The sequence below is a fragment of the Luteimonas sp. TWI596 genome (assembly GCF_039674105.1).
Lineage (GTDB): Bacteria > Pseudomonadota > Gammaproteobacteria > Xanthomonadales > Xanthomonadaceae > Luteimonas.
Window position 1 is genome coordinate 25,325 of sequence record NZ_JBDJMU010000014.1, and the last position, 13,941, is coordinate 39,265.

The window sequence follows — 13,941 nt, forward strand, 5'->3', positions numbered from 1 at the left end:
GGGCGTGCTGGCGTGGACGGGCTGGCGGAATCGTGCGGCGCGGCATCCGGCCGCGGGCGGAACGGTGGCGCGTCGATGGCGGGCGGTCGCTGCATGCGGTCAGGTCAGCGCGATGCGAATGGCGGCGGCGGCGGCGACGGGCGCCAACACCACGGCGGCGGCAAGGCCGGCACCGAGCAGCAGCAGGCCGCCGGTCGGATCGTGGCCCTGGGCCGAGATCGCCACGCTGCCGGCCCCGAACACGAGCACCGGGACGTACAGCGGCAGTGCGAGCAGCGCCAACAGGATACCGGAACGCCGCATGCCGATGGTCAGCGCGGCGACGACCGCGCCGAGCAGGCTCAGCAGCGGCGTGCCCAATGCCAGTCCCGCCAGCAGCACCGGCAATTGCGCGCGCGGCAGTCCAAGCAGTTCGGCCAGCAGCGGCGTGGCCAGCAGCAGCGGCAGCGTCGTGGTCGCCCAATGCGACACCGTGCGCACCAGCACCAGCCAGGCCAGGGGGACCGGGGCGAGCATCCATTGCTCGAGCGAGCCGTCGTCGGCGTCGCCGCGGAACAGCGTGTCGAGGGCCAGCAACCCCGACAGCAGCGCCGCGACCCACAGCACGCCCGGCGCGACCCGGGCCAGCATCGCCGCGTCGCTGCCCAGCGCCAGTGCAAACAGCACGATCACGATCAATGCGAACAGGGCCGGCTGGAGCGCGTCGCCGCGCCGGCGCCACAGCAGTCGCAGGTCGCGCGCGATCAGCGCGCGGGCACTGCCGGCCAGCGTGGGCAGCGGTGTGCTCATGCGGCCGGGTCCAGGCACAGCTCGCGCGTGCGCACCGGCGGCGCGGCGTAGGCGCCGTGGGTGGTGACCAGCGCCGCGCCGCCGTCGTCGAGTTGGGCACGGACCATGCGATTGACCAGCTCGATGCCCTGCAGGTCGAGATTGGCGTAAGGCTCGTCGAGCAGCCACAGGGGCGCGGGCGACATCCACAGCCGCGCCAGCGACAGCCGCTTCTTCTGCCCGGCCGACATCTGCCGCACCAACAGATGCGCGTGCGCGGCCAGCCCGACGACACCAAGCGCGCGCTCGGCGGTCTGGCTGGCCCGGCAGCCCTGCAGGCGCGCCAGGAAGGCGAGGTTCTCGGCCGCGTCCAGGTCGGCCTTCAGCCCTGGCAGATGGCCCAGATAGGCCATGGTGCCGGCGCGCATCGCGCGCGCGACCGGGCGGCCGGCGACCTCGACCGTGCCCTCGTCGGCCTCGAGCAACCCGGCGAGCACGCGCAGCAACGTGGTCTTGCCGACGCCGTTGCCGCCGCGCACCAGCAGCGCTTCGCCGGACTGCACCGCGAAGTCCAGCGGCCCGAAGACCGGCCGCTCGTCACGCGAGAAGCGCAGGCCGCGGGTGGCGAGCAGGGGCGAAACAGCAGCAGGCATGGGCGGGCGGTCGGCGGGCGGAAGGGCCGCGTCGGAGTTGCATTCTAGGGACTGCCGCCGACCCCGGCATTGCGCTGGGTCAATGCCGCCACCGATGCCCGCCCCTAAAACCGGGGTCCAAAACCGGGGTCTGCTTGCATTTTCATGGCGAAATGGCACGCTGACCCCGGTTTTGGGGTGGGTGGCCCCGTACACTCGGTGCCCCTTTCACGATGGACGCAGGCCAGATGATCCGGACCAAGCTGCCCAAGGTCGGCACCACGATCTTCACCGTGATGTCGCAGCTGGCGGCCGAGCACGGCGCGGTCAATCTCGGGCAGGGCTTCCCGGATTTCGAGGTGCCCCCGCGCCTGGTCGATGCACTCGCCGCGGCGATGCGCGACGGTCACAACCAGTACGCGCCGATGACCGGCATCCCGGCGCTGCGCCAGGCGATCGCAGAGAAGACCGCGCGTGTCTACGGCCATCTTCCCGATCCCGAGACCGAAGTCACCGTGACCAGCGGCGCGACCGAGGCGCTGTTCAACGCGATCCACGCGGTCGTGCGCGTCGGCGAGGAGGTGATCGTGCTCGACCCGGCCTACGACAGCTACGCGCCGGCGATCGAACTGGCCGGTGCGGTCGCGGTGCATGTGCCGCTGGATCCGGCCACCTTTGCGCCGGACTGGCAGCGCGTGCGCGAGGCCGTCACACCGCGCACCCGCCTGCTGATCGTCAACAGCCCGCACAACCCCTCAGGCGCGATGTTCGCGGCCCACGACATGCAGGCGATCGCCGACATCGTCGCCGACACCGGCATCTACCTGCTGTCGGACGAGGTCTATGAGCACATCGTCTTCGACGGCGCGCGGCACGAGTCGGCACTGCGCTACCCGGCGCTGCGCGAGCGCGCATTCGTGGTCTCGAGTTTCGGCAAGACCTATCACTGCACCGGTTGGAAGCTTGGCTACTGCATCGCACCGCCGGCGTTGAGCGCGGAGTTCCGCAAGGTCCACCAGTACAACGTGTTCTGCACGTTCGCACCGGCCCAGCATGCGTTTGCCGAGATGTTGCGCGAGGAGCCGGCGCATTACGAGCAGCTCGGCGCGTTTTACCAGGCCAAGCGCGACGCGTTCGCCGCGCAGTTGGCGACCACGCGCCTGCGGCCGTTGCCGGTCCCGGGCGGCTATTTTCAGCTCGTCGATTACGCCCAGGTCAGCGAACTCGACGATGTGGCGTTCTGCCGTTGGCTGACGATCGACAAGGGCGTGGCCGCGATCCCGCTTTCGCCGTTCTACGCCAGGCCACCGCAGGGCCAGCGGCTGGCGCGGCTGTGCTTTGCGAAAAATCCGGCGACGCTCGATGCGGCGATCGCGCGGCTGCGCACGCTGTAGCCTGCCGCCGGGCCGCCGGGCCGCCGGGCCGTGGTGGCGGGGCTGCGACGATCGGTCGCAACCGCGCCTTCAGGGCCCAGCGCCTAGAATCATGGGACCTCGCGGCCCACGCGGCGCCGCGATTGTCCTTCCCGAACCCTCAAGCGTCCCCGTGCGATCGTTGCTGCCGTCCGTTCTCTGTCTCACGCTCGCGCTGTCTGCGTGCGCGTCGCCGCCTGCCGGCCCGTTCCACGGCACCGACCTGTCGGGTGTGTCCTACGGGCGCAGCCTGGACTTGCAGGACACCGAGGGCCGCCCGCGCGGCCTGGGCGACTTCCGAGGCGATTACGTCCTGCTCTCGTTCGGCTACACCCATTGTCCCGAGGTCTGCCCGACGAGCCTGCTCAAGGCCACCCAGGTGCGCCGAGCGCTGGGCGAGGACGGCGACCGGCTCAGGATCGTGTTCGTCACCGTCGATCCCGAGCGCGATACCGGAGCGGTGCTCGATGAGTACGTGCGCGCGTTCGGCGACGGCATCGTCGCGTTGCGCGGCGATGCGATGCAGACGCGACTGGCGGCGCAGACCTTCCGTGTGACCTACCGGCAGGTGCCCACCCGCTCGTCGTATGCGATGGACCACACCATGGTCAATTACGTGATCGGGCCGGACGGCCGGCTGCAGCTGGCGTTCCAGTACGATCAGCCGGTCGCGCAGATGGTCGACGACCTGCGGGTCTTGATGACGCGCGAGCGCGGAACCGACTGACCTTGCGGTCGGACTTCTCCGACTTGCGGCCACCGCGATGCACCGCTTAGCCTCGTTCTGGGGAATACAACGGGACAACAAGGATGAAGATTCGTGTGTTCATGGTCGATGACCATGCATTGGTACGTACCGGCATGCGCATGATCCTCGACGGACAGTCCGACATCGAGGTCGTCGGCGAGGCCCAGAGCGGCGAGGACGCGCTGCCGCAGATCCGCAAGCTGCAGCCCGATATCGTGCTGTGCGACCTGCACCTGCCCGGCGTCAGCGGTCTGGAGGTCACCGAGCGCATCGTGCGCGGCGGCTCGCCGACGCGCGTGATCGTGGTCTCGATCCTCGAGGACGGGCCGATGCCGCGTCGGCTGATCGAAGCCGGCGCCTCGGGCTACGTGGGCAAGGGCGGCGATGCCGCAGAGCTGGTACGTGCGGTGCGCGACGTCGCGCGCGGCAAGCGTTATCTCGCCAGCACGATTGCGCAGAACCTGGCGCTGGCCGGCGTCGACGGCGATGGCACGCCGTTCGATGCGCTGTCCAGTCGCGAGCTCGAGGTTGCGATGCTGTTGCTGCACGGCCTGCGGCAGGAGGACATCGCCCGGCGGCTGAGCCTGAGCGCGAAGACGGTCAATACCCACAAATCGCGGCTGTTCGAAAAACTGCAGATCCAGGATGCGATCGCATTGGCGCGGTTGGCGAGCCAGTACGGCATCGCACCGCCCGACATGGCGGTGTAGGCGCCCGCGCCGCGCCCGCGGTACCGACGCGAAAGCGCGGACTGATCGTCTCGGCACGGTCGTGGCCCGCACCCGGATCCGGCCGGCTGGCGAGGCAGGGCGGGGCCGTCTCGCCGCCCGTATGCGTCGGGCGCGCTGTGGGATCTGCTGCCCAGCGCAGTGATGCCCGCGATCGAGCGCGCGTTGCGGCACAGACGCTGGCTCGCCGAGAGGGCCAAAAAGAAGCCCCGGACATGCCGGGGCTTCTTCGTGTGGCTCAGGCCTCGCGGCTCGGCGGCGGGTCCGGCTGCTCGTCCTGCTTGGCCTTGGCGTCGCTTGCCGCAGGCGTGCGCGTCGCGACTGCGGACTCGGGCACGTCGTGACGCTCGCCATCGGGCTGCGCCTCGGGCTCGACTGCGTCCGTCGGCTCGGCCTGTGGCGGCGTCGCTGCGGCGATACCGGCCCGCGACGCATCCGTTGCCGAGTCGACTGCGTGCGCGGCCTGCGGCACCTCGTCGATCGCCTCGGTCCGCTCGACCTCGACGGCCTTGACCGCTTCGACCTGCTCGACTGCGTCGGTCGCTGGGGTGCTGGACACCGGCGCATCGAACAGACCCGGAGCCGTCTCGCGGCTCCCAGCGTCCGCCACCGGCTGTTCGACCGGCGAGGCGGGCACGGCGGCCTCAGCCTCGGCCTGGGCGGTGTCGACCGCCGACGGGGTCGACAGCGTCGCGGCCGGATCGACCGGGTCCGCGTCCTGGGCCTGTGCCGAAACCGAGGTGTCTGCCACGCCGGTATCGACGTCGGTCTGCGCGTCTTCTGCTGCCGGCAGGGCCGGGACGGTGCTCGGGGCCGATGCAGGCGCCGCCGACGACGGTTCGGACGCGTTGTCGACAGGCGCCTGCGCCGCGCCATCGGCGCCGGTCGCGATCACGGCTGCGGCTGCGGCAGAAGCAGGCGCCGCGGTTGCAGCGGGCGTGAGCGCAGGCGCCGACGTCGCGGCCTGGGGCTGCGCCGGGGCGGCCGGCAGGTCGTCGAAGTCGAACTCGGGCTGGGCGCGGTCGGACGGGACGATGCCGTGGTCGTCCGCGGCATCGTCGTCGTCCTGCTGCAGCTCGTCGCCCGCGACGCTGCCGTCGCCGGCCTTGCCACGGCGGCGGCGGCGGCCGCCGCGACGACCGCGACGGCGACGGCCGTTGCCGCCCTCGTCATCATCGCTCGCGGTCGGTGCCTCGTCGGTCCGATCCTCGTCGGTCGGATCGGCATCGACCACGGCCGGCGCGAGCTGGGGCGATGCCGCGTCCGCTGCCGAAGCCGGCGCGTGCCGATCGGCCTCTGCCGGGGCCGATGCCTCGACCTTCGGCGACTCGACCGGTGCCGGGGTGACCTCCGTGCGTGCGGGCGCTGCCGCCTGGGCCGGCGGCGTCGAGACCGCGGCCGCGGTGGCCGCGACGGCCGGGGCCGTCATCGTCTCGGGGGCGTCGTCCTCGCCTCTGGGCGGACGGGGCGCGCGCGGCGGCTTCTGCTTCTGGCGACGCTCCTGGGGACGCTTGTCCTGGGCTGCGGGCTGCTCGCGGCGCGATTCGCGCTGCGGCGTGGCGGCCTGCTCCTCGCGTGCAGGTGCCGAGGCGCCGGTCTGCGCGCCCTGACCACCTTGTCCACCCGAACGCGACCCGCGGCGGTCGCGACGCTGACCGTTGCGGCCGTTGCCGCGTCCTTCGCCGCGCGGCTGGCCATCCCGGGCCTGACCATCGGGGCGCGGCGCGCGGGTGTCCTGGCGCGCGGGCTGCGGCGCAGGGGCGGGAGCGGCGAACAGCGTCTTGAGCCAGCCGACGAAACCGCCGGACGAGGCCGGGGCCGGCGCCGGTGCAGGGGCGGCCACGGGCGCGGGGGCCGGGGCGGGCGCCGGCTCGGGCTTGGGCTCGCGGATCGGCGCAGGCTGGGCCGGGCGAACATTGGTCACGGCCGGCGGCGGCACATTGAGGTTGCCCTTGCTCAGCGCGATCGTCGCCACGCGGCGCGGCGTGCCGCGCTGGTAGCTTGGGCGGCTGGTCTCCTCGCCGAGCTCGTTCTCACGGATGCGCGAGACCTCGTAGTGCGGCGTATGCAACTGCTCGTCGGCGACGATGATGATCGGGGCGCCGTGGCGCTTCTCGATCTCGGCCAGCGCGCTGCGCTTCTCGTTGAGTAGGTAGTTGGCGATCTCCACCGGTGCCTGCACCAGCACCTGCCCGGTGTTGTCCTTCATCGCGTGCTCTTCGGCGACGCGGATGATCGACAGCGACAGCGATTCGATGCTGCGCATACGGCCGTGGCCTTCGCAGCGCGGGCACACGATCTGGCTGGACTCGCCCAGGCTCGCGCGCAGGCGCTGGCGGCTCATCTCCAGCAGGCCGAACTTGGAGATCCGGTTCTGCTGCACGCGTGCGCGGTCGTACTTGAGCGCGTTCTGCAGCCGGTTCTCGACGTCGCGCTGGTGCTTGTTGGACGACATGTCGATGAAGTCGATCACCACCAGGCCGCCCAGGTCGCGCAGGCGCAGCTGGCGGGCCACCTCGTCGGCGGCCTCCAGGTTGGTGTTGAACGCGGTTTCTTCGATGTCGCCACCCTTGGTGGCGCGCGCCGAGTTGACGTCGATCGCGGTCAGCGCCTCGGTCTGGTCGATGACCAGCGCGCCGCCGGAGGGCAGGCGCACGGTGCGCTCGTAGGCGCTCTCGATCTGCGACTCGATCTGGTAGCGGTTGAACAGCGGGACGTCGTCGGTGTAGTGCTTGAGCTTGCGCAGGTTGTGCGGCATCACCTGCTCGACGAAGTCGCGCGCCTCGGCGTACATCTCCGGCGTATCGACCAGGATCTCGGCGATATCGGCGCGCATGTAGTCGCGCAGCGCCCGGGTGATCAGGCGCGACTCCTGGTAGATCAGGAACGGCGAGGGCTTGCTGAGCGCGGCCTCGGCGATCGCCCGCCAGATGCTCAGCAGGTAGTCCAGGTCCCACTGCAGTTCTTCGGCGTCGCGGCCGACGCCGGCGGTACGGATGATCACGCCCATGTCGTCGGGAATGGTCAGCGCGTCCATCGCCTTCTTCAGCTCGGCGCGGTCCTCGCCTTCGATCCGGCGCGAGACGCCGCCGGCGGTCGGCGAGTTGGGCATCAGCACCATGTAGCGGCCGGCCAGCGAGATGAACGTGGTCAGGGCGGCGCCCTTGTTGCCGCGCTCTTCCTTGTCGACCTGGACGACGACCTCCTGGCCCTCGCGCAACAGTTCCTTGATCGAGCCCTTGTTGGGGTCGACGCCGGCCTGGAAATAGTCGCGCGAGACTTCCTTGAGCGGCAAAAAGCCGTGGCGGGCGGCGCCGTACTCGACGAACGCGGCCTCGAGCGAGGGTTCGATCCGGGTGATCCGGCCCTTGTAGATATTGGACTTCTTCTGTTCCCGCGACGGCTGTTCGATATCGATGTCGTACAGGGACTGGCCGTCGACGATGGCGACGCGCAGTTCTTCTGCCTGCGTCGCATTGATGAGCATGCGCTTCATGGATTGCGTTCCTCAACGCGCTCTCGCGCGCGGAACGTCGGGGCGTTTCGCCTGGATGAAGCCTGAAGCCGCCGCGCACGCGCAGCGACGAACCGGATTTTCCAGCGCTACGACACCACGGCGGGCCGCGGGAGCGCTCGTTGTTGTCTGGGTGTTGCGGGCCGCTGGCCGCTCGCGACCGGTCTTGGACCGGGACGGGCGCCGCGCGGGACGTGTTCAGCGCCGATGCCAGGCATCGGGCGATAAGCAGCGTTGCCGTCCAGCCGCTAACATGGCCGCCCCTGGGGCGGTGGCCGCGCACTGTCCGGAGACCTTCGGAAGGTGGGCTTTTGGCCCGTGATCTTCCAGGGAAATCAGCACCTTATATCGCGGGCCGAGTGTAGCAGATAAATAAGCGACGATGACTGACAACGATTCCGGCCCGGCCGGCGGCGGCGTGCGGCTGGTCCGGGTAACCGACGACCGCGCCGGCCAGCGCCTCGACAACTTCCTGCTGGGCCAGCTCAAGGGCGCGCCGCGGTCGATCGTCTACAAGATCGTGCGCAGCGGCCAGGTCCGGGTGAACGGTGGCCGCGCCAAGGCCGAGCGCAAGCTCGAGGCCGGCGACGAGGTCCGCATTCCCCCGGTCAGGCTGGCGCCGGCCGGAGAGGCGGGCACGCCGTCGCGCGGGCTGCTGGCGGCGATGGAGGCGAGCATCGTGTTCGAGGATGCGCGGCTGCTGGCGATCAGCAAGCCGTCGGGCATCGCCAGCCACGGCGGCAGCGGGATCAGTTTCGGGGTCATCGAGACCTTGCGCGCGCTGCGACCGAACCAGTCGCTGGAGCTCGTGCACCGGCTCGACCGCGACACCTCGGGGCTGATGGTGCTGGCCAAGAAGCGCTCGGCGTTGACCCAGTTGCAGGCGCTGATGCGCGAGGATCACGGCGCGGGTATTCGCAAGCGCTACCTCGCGCTGCTCGCCGGCCGCCTGCCCGACGGCACGATGAGCGTCGATGCGGCGTTGCACGTGGGCTTGCGGCAGGGCGGCGAGCGCCACGTCCAGGTCAACGCCGCGGGCAAGCCTTCGCTGAGCCATTTCCGGGTGCTGGAGCGCCGCGGTGGACAGTCGTACTGCGAGGTGCGGATCGAGACCGGGCGCACCCACCAGATCCGCGTACACGCTCAGCACATCGGCCATCCGGTGGCCGGCGACGACAAGTACGGCGATCTCGAGGTCAACCGCCGGCTGCGCGAGCAGATCGGACTGCGGCGCCTGTTCCTGCATGCCGCATCGCTGGAGTTCACGCTCGACGACGGCGAGGCCTACGTCCTCAATGCGCCGCTGGCCGAAGACCTGCGCGAGGCGCTGGACCGGCTGGGCTGAGCCGGGAGGCGGTCACGGCGCGACTGGAATCCCGCTCAAAGACGCTCGCCGGACGCTGGGACGCCGAGTCGATGGCCGCAGTGCACTGACCGCGCCCTCATTCGACCTCGGTGCCGTAACCCGCGCGCAGCACTTGCCGGTAGTCGGCCATCGAGGGCAGTCCGACAGCAGCGCGGCGCGCCTCCAGGCCGTCCGGGTCCTCCACCGGGCGCATCCGCATGACGCCATCGTCACCGGTTTGGAACTGGGTGCCGTAGCGCTGGGGCTGGCCGTCCGCGAGCAAGACGCGGTCGGTCAGCAGCGCGAAGTCGCTGCGGTCGGCACGGTCCAATTCCACCGCGACCTGCATCCGCGCGAGCGCGTCCCGCTGGAATGCGGGGTCGTGATCGGCATGTTGGACGAGCAGCCAAGCTGCCTTCGCGCCGTCGTGGCCGACCAGATCACTGTCGGGCCAACCTCGGGTTTCGATCAGCGGCTTCAGCCATGCGACGTTCTCGCGGTCCACTGCTGCGATCGCCTCCCAGTCGGACTGATCGAGCCGCCCCGTGCCGCCATCGGTCATCGCGCTGCGGACGGCCTGGTCACGCGCCGCGCGCGCCAGGAGTTCTGCGCGCAGCGCGGAATCGCGGGTGTCGGCGCGCGCGGCGTCCAGCGACTCGGCCTCGGCGCGCAATGCGGTCCATCCCGGCTGCGCCCGCAACGCGTCCAGCCCCGGGCGAGATTTGCCCAGCAGTTCGTCGAGTGCGATCCGACCGTGGGGGAGCTGCCTTCGCAGATACGCGAAGGCATCATCGTAGCGTCCCATCGCCGACAGGCATTCGGCGGTCAGCAGTTCGCCACTCATCGGGATCGCGCCGCCCGCGGCTTCCGCGCCCAGCAGGATCTCGCCGCAACGGGCGGGGTCGCCCGCCGTGTACGCGTCCAACGCGTCCATGAAGGTTGGCGGATTCGCCCAAGCAGGCACCGCGCAGACGAGCGCGGCGAGCATGCCGATCGCGCGGCGACTCACGCGACCAACCGGTCGGCCTTGGCCGCGCAGATGAAGTCGTTCTCGCTCAGTCCGCCGACGTCGTGGGTCGAGTAGCGCACGTCGACTCGGTCGTAGTGCACGCCCAGGTCGGGGTGGTGGTCCTCGCGGTGGGCCATGAACGCCAGGGCATTCACGAACGCCATCGTCCGGTGGTAATCCTCGAACCGGAACGTGCGGGTCAGCGCGCCGCCGTCCTCGGCGAGGGTCCACTCGGGCAGGTGCTGCAGCAGTTCGCGTACCCGCGCTTCAGGCAGGCGGTGCTCGGCGCCACGGCGGGCGATGCAGTGGGCTTGGGCGAGGGGGGTCAGATCCGACATCGGCAGTTCCTTGGGCAGCGGCGGCCGTTCCGCAACGGCCATTCATGCGACAGACGGCGACCGGCACGTGCGCCGGCGCAGGCTCGCTAGAATACCCCCATGATCAATATCTCCGAATCCGCCCAGACGCATTTCCGCAAGCTGATCGAGCGCGAGGCGCTACCGGGACTGGGGGTGCGCCTGGCCGCGGTCCACGCCGGTACCACGCGCGCGGACGTGCGCCTGGAGTTCGCCGAGCCAGGCGATCTGACCGGCGACGAATGGGCGATCGACTGCGAGGGCTTCACGCTGTGGCTCGACGCGCCCAGCGTGCCTTACCTGGACGGCGCGCAGATCGACTACGAGGCCCGCGCGACCGGCGGGCAGTTGCAGATCCGTGCGCCGAAGATCAAGGGCGAAGCGCCGCCGGAGGCTGCATCGCTGGTGGAGCGGGTGCACTGGGTGGTCGAGAACGAAGTCAATCCCCAGCTGGCCCAGCATCGCGGCAACGTGTCGGTGCAGGAGATCACCGCCGAGGGCGTGGTGGTGCTGCGCTTCGGTGGCGGCTGCCACGGCTGCGGCCTGGTCGACGTGACCCTCAAGCAGGGCATCGAGAAGACGCTGATGGAGAAGGTCCCCGGCGTCACCGCCGTGCGCGACGCGACCGACCACGACAGCGGCAGCGCGCCGTACATGCCGCGCGACGTGGCCTGAGCCAGGTCCGGCAGCCGGCGGCCTGCGACGGATGTTCACCTCTACCGACCTGATCGAGGTGCTCCGTCGCCGGCGGTCGGGCGGGGCGGCCGAGGCGGCGCCGGACTTTCCGCCCGGCTGGACGGCGTGGTTTGCGGCCATGCGGGCGCGCGCCGGCGGGGTGACCGGCGCGGCCGCGCCGGCGATCGCCGCAGTGCTGGCCGGCCGGCCGGCATCGCCTCGGCGTCGGCATGCGCCGCCGGCCAGTGCACTGGCCGCCTGGGCCAGCCTGGCCTATCCGCTCTGGGAGCATGCCCCCCGGGACGAGCGCGGCCTGCGGGTCGTCTCGCTGGTGACGACGCTGCTGATCCAACTGAGCTGGCTGGGCCTGTTGCTGCTGCTGATGCAGGCGCGGTTCCTCGCCGCGACCGAGGCCGCCGCCCACGGCGAGGAGCACGTCGTCGAGGCGGTGTTCATTGGCGCCGGCACGCCACGCGATGCCGGGGGCGATCCGGGCGAGGCACCAACGCCACCGACACCGACCGCTGCCGCGCAGGCGACGCCCACCGACCCGGCATCCGCACCGGTACCCGCGCCCACGGTGCCGCCCCCGGCGCAGGATCCCGCGCCCGCACAATCGATGGCCGATGCGGACGACGCGCCCGCGCAGGACGTGCTGCAGGTCACCGAGACGCCGCGGCCAGACAGTGCGTTCACGCTGCCGCCGCCGCGTCCGGCGGCGCCGGAGGTCGCCGTGCGCGACCGGCAGGTGCCCGACGCGCCGTTGCAGGCGGTCGAGATCCCGGCCCTACGAGGTCCTCAGCGCATCGACTTGGCGCCGCCCACGCCAGAGGCGCCGACGCTGGAGCTCGAGGTCCGCGAGCGGGCCGTGGCGCAGGCGACCGAGACCGTCCGTCTGCCGACCGCGCCGCGACCGGACGTGACGGTCGAGACGCCGACGCCAGCGGCGCGGTCCGCGCCCGAAGTCACCGCGCGCGAACGCAACGTGCCGCTGCGCGATCCCGCGCCCGCTGCCGAAGTCGCGACGACCCCGGCCCCCACCTCGGCACCGGCGCCTGCTCCGGCGCGGCCCGTGCCAGGCGGCGCGGCGACGCCAGCGCCGGGAACGGGCGAGCAGACCCCGGCCGCGACCGCAGGGCGTGGGCCCGTCGCGGCGTCCCCGCCGGGCGCCGCGCCGTCGACCCGGGCTGCCGACGACTGGGGCGATGCCGACACCGCGCGCGACGGCGGCCGGCCCGGTCGCCCGTCGGGCCTGTTCGGCGCCGATGGCCGCCCGCGCCTGGCCGATGGCGGGCGCGTGGGCGGCGGGCTGCCGCCGGGCACGATCACCGAGGATTTCGAGAAGATCGACCGCATGGGCACCTGGCTGCGGCGACCGGCCCCGGGCTACGAGTCGACGCGCTTCGATCGTTACTGGGTGCCCAGCGAATCGCTGCTGGAAGAATGGGTGCGGCGCAGCGTGCAGACGGTGCTGATCCCGATTCCGGGCACCAGCAAGACCATCCAGTGCAGCGTCGCGTTGCTGGCCTTCGGCGGCGGCTGCGGGATCACCGATCCGAACATGCAGGACGTCGAGACCGACGGCCGGCCGCCACCGGACGTGCCGTGGAAGCCGGAGTTGCAGGAAGACCGCGACAGCCTGGGCAAATGAGGCCGGAATCGAATTCAGTGCGTGCGCCTGTGCCGCGCGCGGCCCAGGCGCACGGCGCTCAGGCCAGGACTGCGATTGGGCCTGGTCGCCCCGTGGTGCTCGGCGCGCGCTACGGCGCGCAGGTCGGGGGCAGCGGCTGAAATCCGAAGCCGAAGTTAGAGTCGGCAGGCCGCACGCAGGCAGAGCGGATCACAGGTGTTGATCCGCTCTTGGGCATCCCTCCAGCGAGGGCGCGCATGGGGTCGAACGGCGACGACGACGGTCAGCGGTCGTGCACGCCGCGAAGATCGCGCAACTGGCTGGGCTGGTCGGCGAAGTAGGCCGCGAGGTCGGCGATCTGCTGGTCGCTCAGCCCGGTGGCCTGCTGCGACATCAGCGCATGCTCGCGCGTGCCGTCGCGGTAGGCCTGGAGCGCGTGGGCGATGTAGTCGCGGTACTGCCCGCCGATCTTCGGATAGGTCGGGTCGAGCGGCGCATTGCCGCCGGCGCCGTGGCAATCGGTGCAGGTCTGGCCGGTCGCGGCGCTCTTGACGTTCGCTGCGCGCTCGCCTGCCTGCACCGACCCCTTGGGCAGGCCGGCCGACGATGACGTGCCGCCACCGGCATGCGCCTGGCCGTCGGCGGCGGGGCCGCCGCAGGCGGCCAACGCCAGACAGGCCGCGGTCGGGATCAGCAGAAGGAAGGTCCGGTTCATGCCGCTCACTGGGTCAGCTCCGAAAGAAAGGCGGCGATGTCGGCGATGTCCTGGTCCGAGAAGCTCTGCGCCTGGGCCTGCATCGTCGGATGCCGGCGGGTGCCGCGCTTGTACTCGTTGAGCGCATTGACGAGGTACTGGGGCGATTGGCCGCCGATCCGGGGCACGTGGTAGTGCGGATAGACGTTGCGGTAGCCCTCGACCCCGTGGCAGCCCTGGCAGGTGTAGGTCAGGGTCCGGCCGTTGCCGGCGTCGCCCGCCAGCGGCGCATTGGCCGCGGCGGCAGGTGCGGCGGCGGTCTGCGCCAGGGCCGCGGGAGAGGCCATCGCGGCAAGGGCGAGGCAGGAGGCGAGCAGCAGCGGTCGCGTCATCTTGGTATCCGCAATCCTGAGTGGCTGGAACGGCTGTC

General features: G+C 71.3%; 13 protein-coding genes. 6 read left to right on the top strand and 7 right to left on the bottom strand.

Going from position 1 to position 13,941, the window contains the following annotated elements; genetic code table 11:
• Positions 1–99: 99 nt before the first annotated feature.
• On the bottom strand, positions 100–789 hold the full coding sequence (gene ccmB, locus ABE487_RS11850) for a heme exporter protein CcmB (RefSeq protein ID WP_346444935.1): 690 nt from the start codon (positions 787–789) through the stop codon (positions 100–102).
• Positions 786–1,421 (bottom strand): heme ABC exporter ATP-binding protein CcmA, encoded by a 636-nt coding sequence (gene ccmA / locus ABE487_RS11855; RefSeq protein ID WP_346444933.1) that lies wholly within the window; start codon positions 1,419–1,421, stop codon positions 786–788. Before ccmA ends, ccmB begins: the two co-directional genes overlap by 4 nt.
• 227 nt (positions 1,422–1,648) lie before the next feature.
• On the opposite strand from ccmA, the gene ABE487_RS11860 reads away from it, so the two are divergent.
• The 3 genes from ABE487_RS11860 to ABE487_RS11870 all read left to right on the top strand — a co-directional run bounded on the left by ABE487_RS11860 (position 1,649) and on the right by ABE487_RS11870 (position 4,270).
• Positions 1,649–2,794 carry a pyridoxal phosphate-dependent aminotransferase gene (locus ABE487_RS11860; protein WP_346452792.1) on the top strand — a complete coding sequence of 382 codons (1,146 nt, stop codon included), beginning with the start codon at positions 1,649–1,651 and terminating at the stop codon, positions 2,792–2,794.
• 151 nt (positions 2,795–2,945) lie between these two features.
• On the top strand, positions 2,946–3,539 hold the full coding sequence (locus tag ABE487_RS11865) for an SCO family protein (RefSeq protein ID WP_346445838.1): 594 nt from the start codon (positions 2,946–2,948) through the stop codon (positions 3,537–3,539).
• 83 nt (positions 3,540–3,622) lie between these two features.
• Entirely contained in the window at positions 3,623–4,270 is a 648-nt protein-coding gene (locus ABE487_RS11870; protein WP_346449682.1) for a response regulator, read from the top strand.
• A gap of 256 nt (positions 4,271–4,526) precedes the next feature.
• On the opposite strand, the gene ABE487_RS11875 is transcribed toward ABE487_RS11870, so the two are convergent.
• Positions 4,527–7,775: an Rne/Rng family ribonuclease gene (locus ABE487_RS11875; protein WP_346452795.1), complete on the bottom strand. Its 3,249-nt coding sequence runs from the start codon at positions 7,773–7,775 to the stop codon at positions 4,527–4,529.
• Between the two features lie 409 nt (positions 7,776–8,184).
• Here ABE487_RS11875 and ABE487_RS11880 point away from each other — a divergent pair, with 409 nt between their 5' ends.
• Positions 8,185–9,147: an RluA family pseudouridine synthase gene (locus ABE487_RS11880; RefSeq protein ID WP_346442237.1), complete on the top strand. Its 963-nt coding sequence runs from the start codon at positions 8,185–8,187 to the stop codon at positions 9,145–9,147.
• A gap of 97 nt (positions 9,148–9,244) precedes the next feature.
• Here the strand turns inward: ABE487_RS11880 and ABE487_RS11885 are convergent, their stop codons facing one another.
• Together ABE487_RS11885 and ABE487_RS11890 are read right to left on the bottom strand one after the other, a co-directional pair.
• Complete coding sequence (locus ABE487_RS11885; protein WP_346452793.1) at positions 9,245–10,135, bottom strand: DUF6624 domain-containing protein; 891 nt, start codon at positions 10,133–10,135, stop codon at positions 9,245–9,247.
• A gap of 17 nt (positions 10,136–10,152) precedes the next feature.
• A complete protein-coding gene (locus ABE487_RS11890) occupies positions 10,153–10,494 on the bottom strand; it encodes a 4a-hydroxytetrahydrobiopterin dehydratase (protein WP_346452794.1) in 342 nt (113 codons plus the stop codon).
• A 99-nt stretch (positions 10,495–10,593) separates the two neighbouring features.
• On the opposite strand from ABE487_RS11890, the gene ABE487_RS11895 reads away from it, so the two are divergent.
• Positions 10,594–11,187 carry an NfuA family Fe-S biogenesis protein gene (locus ABE487_RS11895; protein WP_346442234.1) on the top strand — a complete coding sequence of 198 codons (594 nt, stop codon included), beginning with the start codon at positions 10,594–10,596 and terminating at the stop codon, positions 11,185–11,187.
• A 31-nt stretch (positions 11,188–11,218) separates the two neighbouring features.
• Positions 11,219–12,838, top strand: coding sequence for a hypothetical protein (locus tag ABE487_RS11900; protein WP_346442233.1), 1,620 nt, complete (start codon positions 11,219–11,221; stop codon positions 12,836–12,838).
• Positions 12,839–13,100: 262 nt separating this feature from the next.
• Here the strand turns inward: ABE487_RS11900 and ABE487_RS11905 are convergent, their stop codons facing one another.
• Positions 13,101–13,541, bottom strand: a complete 441-nt coding sequence (locus ABE487_RS11905) for a cytochrome c (RefSeq protein WP_346442232.1) — start codon at positions 13,539–13,541, stop codon at positions 13,101–13,103.
• Complete coding sequence (locus tag ABE487_RS11910; RefSeq protein WP_346442231.1) at positions 13,538–13,903, bottom strand: cytochrome c; 366 nt, start codon at positions 13,901–13,903, stop codon at positions 13,538–13,540. Before ABE487_RS11910 ends, ABE487_RS11905 begins: the two co-directional genes overlap by 4 nt.
• Positions 13,904–13,941: the final 38 nt, after the last annotated feature.

What these genes read in the sequence shown, in the direction of transcription:
- ccmB (WP_346444935.1), bottom strand. Translation starts at nt 789, where the DNA reads ATGAGCACACCGCTGCCCACGCTGGCCGGCAGTGCCCGCGCGCTGATC.
- ccmA (WP_346444933.1), bottom strand. Translation starts at nt 1,421, where the DNA reads ATGCCTGCTGCTGTTTCGCCCCTGCTCGCCACCCGCGGCCTGCGCTTC.
- ABE487_RS11860 (WP_346452792.1), top strand. Translation starts at nt 1,649, where the DNA reads ATGATCCGGACCAAGCTGCCCAAGGTCGGCACCACGATCTTCACCGTG.
- ABE487_RS11870 (WP_346449682.1), top strand. Translation starts at nt 3,623, where the DNA reads ATGAAGATTCGTGTGTTCATGGTCGATGACCATGCATTGGTACGTACC.
- ABE487_RS11875 (WP_346452795.1), bottom strand. Translation starts at nt 7,775, where the DNA reads ATGCTCATCAATGCGACGCAGGCAGAAGAACTGCGCGTCGCCATCGTC.
- ABE487_RS11880 (WP_346442237.1), top strand. Translation starts at nt 8,185, where the DNA reads ATGACTGACAACGATTCCGGCCCGGCCGGCGGCGGCGTGCGGCTGGTC.
- ABE487_RS11885 (WP_346452793.1), bottom strand. Translation starts at nt 10,135, where the DNA reads ATGCTCGCCGCGCTCGTCTGCGCGGTGCCTGCTTGGGCGAATCCGCCA.
- ABE487_RS11890 (WP_346452794.1), bottom strand. Translation starts at nt 10,494, where the DNA reads ATGTCGGATCTGACCCCCCTCGCCCAAGCCCACTGCATCGCCCGCCGT.
- ABE487_RS11895 (WP_346442234.1), top strand. Translation starts at nt 10,594, where the DNA reads ATGATCAATATCTCCGAATCCGCCCAGACGCATTTCCGCAAGCTGATC.
- ABE487_RS11900 (WP_346442233.1), top strand. Translation starts at nt 11,219, where the DNA reads ATGTTCACCTCTACCGACCTGATCGAGGTGCTCCGTCGCCGGCGGTCG.
- ABE487_RS11910 (WP_346442231.1), bottom strand. Translation starts at nt 13,903, where the DNA reads ATGACGCGACCGCTGCTGCTCGCCTCCTGCCTCGCCCTTGCCGCGATG.